We start from the raw sequence: 2,373 nt of genomic DNA on the forward strand, positions 1-2,373 counted from the left end.
AAAATCCGCTCGCCGACATGGCCTGCTGCACAACGCGTCACCCGCTGGATCTGTGCAAAGCAGCGATTAACCGATTATTTGCGATGAGGCGTTTACTGCAACCCTGAAAAGTCAGGGGAAACCGCAGTGCAAGAGCCTATCTCAAAAACCACGCAGAGCTTCTCAGAAGACACGCGCATTTACGATCGTTCGGTCGAATCGACCAATTTCCTGCTCGACTTCTGGTGGCTGTGGCTGATTGCGGCTGTTGCTCTGGTGGCTGTGGCATCGGTGCTGCGCACACGTCGTAAACTGGCTACGCTCGAAGCGCGCTGCGCCTCGGCCTTCGGCGATATCGATGCCCTGCTGGCCGAACGCAATGCCCTGATCCCGAATCTGGTAGCGGTGACCAAGGAGCATGTCGGCCACGAGATCAAGGTGCTCGACCGGCTGCTGGAAGCGCAACAGAATGCGCTCGAAACCTTCGGGCACAACCGCATGAACGCCGAAACCGAGGTCGGCAATGCTATCAATCAGCTCATCAATGTTGCCGGATCTATGCCGCAACTGGCGAGTTCGAACCAGTTTCCGGAACTGCGGATCGAGCTTACCCGTATTGAGGAGCGGGTCACCGCGTCGCGCCGTTACTACAATTCGACCGTCGCCGAATATGATGGGGCACGCGGCGGGTTTGTTGCGTCCAAGATTGCCAACTTGTCGGGGCTGCCGAAGCACGCCCGCTTCGATCTTGGCGAGCAGCGGGCTGAGATCGCCGCCCCGCAGCGCGTCGCCTTCGGCTGAGGCGAGCCATGGCTGCGCGTGGCTTTGCCGCTCACGTTGCCTACAACCGGCAGCGCGGGCTGATCTTTGTCGGGCTTTACGCCCTAACCTTCGTTCCCATCGCGCTGCTTGTTCTGGGCCTTGTGCCGCTGGTTCTGGGTAATGCGATGGGATCGCTGTTAGTCGACCCGCTCGGCTTTGCGGTGACCTTCCTGCCGCTCGCCATTGTGCTCACGCTGACCATTCTGGCGACCCGGTATTTCGGTTTCCGCCGCGAGGTGGCCGAGGCGCTGTCCATTCAAGAAGTTACCCCGAAGCAGGAACCGCGGCTTGTAAGGATTGGCGAAGAACAGGCGATTCTGCAGGGTCTCGCCCGCCCGCAGTTCGGCGTGATCGAGACGACGGCCCGCAATGCTCTGTCAGTCGGCGCGACCGGTTCCCAGCGGATGATCGCCGTTACACGCGGACTGATGGACGCGCTCGACGACGACGAGATTGCCGCCGTGATCGCGCATGAACTTGCGCATTTCCGCGCTGGCGATGCAGCCTTCCTGTCACTCAATTACGCACTGTTCCAGACCGCGGCGTGGCTGCAGACCTATAACCCGCTCAAGATCGACAAACAGGTGCACCAAAAGGTGCAATGGCATCTGATTGTGATGATCGCCTTGCCGATCTTTCTGGTGGTGCTCGGGCTGGGCGGCATCATGACCGCGCTGGCTTGGCGGTTGACCCGTCTGGCCGATTCCAGTGTGCGCGCAACCCGCGATTTCGTCGCCGATGCCGAAGCTTTGCGCATCACGCACTTCCCCGAAGCGTTGCAATCAGCGATCACCAAGTGCGAAGGCGAGGGCTATTTCAAGGGCGCCGAGCGCTTCGAGGCGCTGCTGTTTTCAGGCAATCCGGTGGCGCAGGGCGGCAGTCATCCCTCTGCGCGCGAGCGGCTCGATGCAATGGCAGGGGTGGCAGCCGAGCTGTTCATGCCCGGCCGCACGCGCCGCGACACGCGCACAGTGATGGCCCGGGCCACGACGGCACCTCTGGCCGCTCAGGGCGGTTTCGGGCGACGCGGACTGCGACCCGGCTTTGCAAGTGCCAGTGCCAATGCCGGAGCGAGCGCAGCTGTCAGCGCCGGTGCGGTGGCAAACGGCTTTGCACTTGCTGATCGCCGCCCGCGCGAAGTGCCGCGCGAGCCGGGGCTGTGGCTCCTTTATGCCGAACTGTTTGACCGAAAGGGCCTTCGGTCTTGGCGGCGTGAGATGTTTGAGCAACTGAGGTGGCGCGTCGATGACGGACGAAATATCCTCGGCGCAACGCCCGAGATGACACTGTGGTTCGTCGGGGCGTTGGTGGTGGCGGCGGCTTTCTATGGCTCGATCAGCAACTCGCCTGAGGATTTCCTTCAAAGGATTTCGGGGCGTGCCTATTTCGAGATGTCGGACCGGGCAGTGGCAGGTGAGGCCTTTTGCGCCGGTAACGTCGAGGGGTGCCGCCCCGACGGGACGCTAGACACCACCTTCGCGAACTAATTGGCGCAGGGCTGAGGGAGAGCCACCCGATCAGTTAATGGTGGCGACAAAGCCGCCATTCGCCTAACCACCCACGACCTGTCAT

At 61.8% G+C, this 2,373-nt stretch carries 2 protein-coding genes; both read left to right on the forward strand.

Features of this window, described 5'->3' with window-relative positions; genetic code table 11:
* The first annotated feature begins 126 nt into the window (after positions 1–126).
* Positions 127–780 carry a LemA family protein gene (locus tag IP79_RS12780; protein ID WP_054119697.1) on the forward strand — a complete coding sequence of 218 codons (654 nt, stop codon included), beginning with the start codon at positions 127–129 and terminating at the stop codon, positions 778–780.
* An 8-nt stretch (positions 781–788) separates the two neighbouring features.
* The gene (locus IP79_RS12785; protein WP_054119698.1) at positions 789–2,288 is read left to right on the forward strand and encodes a M48 family metalloprotease; all 1,500 of its coding nucleotides are present in this window, start codon (positions 789–791) and stop codon (positions 2,286–2,288) included.
* Positions 2,289–2,373: the final 85 nt, after the last annotated feature.

The organism is Porphyrobacter sp. AAP60 (assembly GCF_001296025.1).
Classification (GTDB): Bacteria; Pseudomonadota; Alphaproteobacteria; order Sphingomonadales; family Sphingomonadaceae; genus Erythrobacter.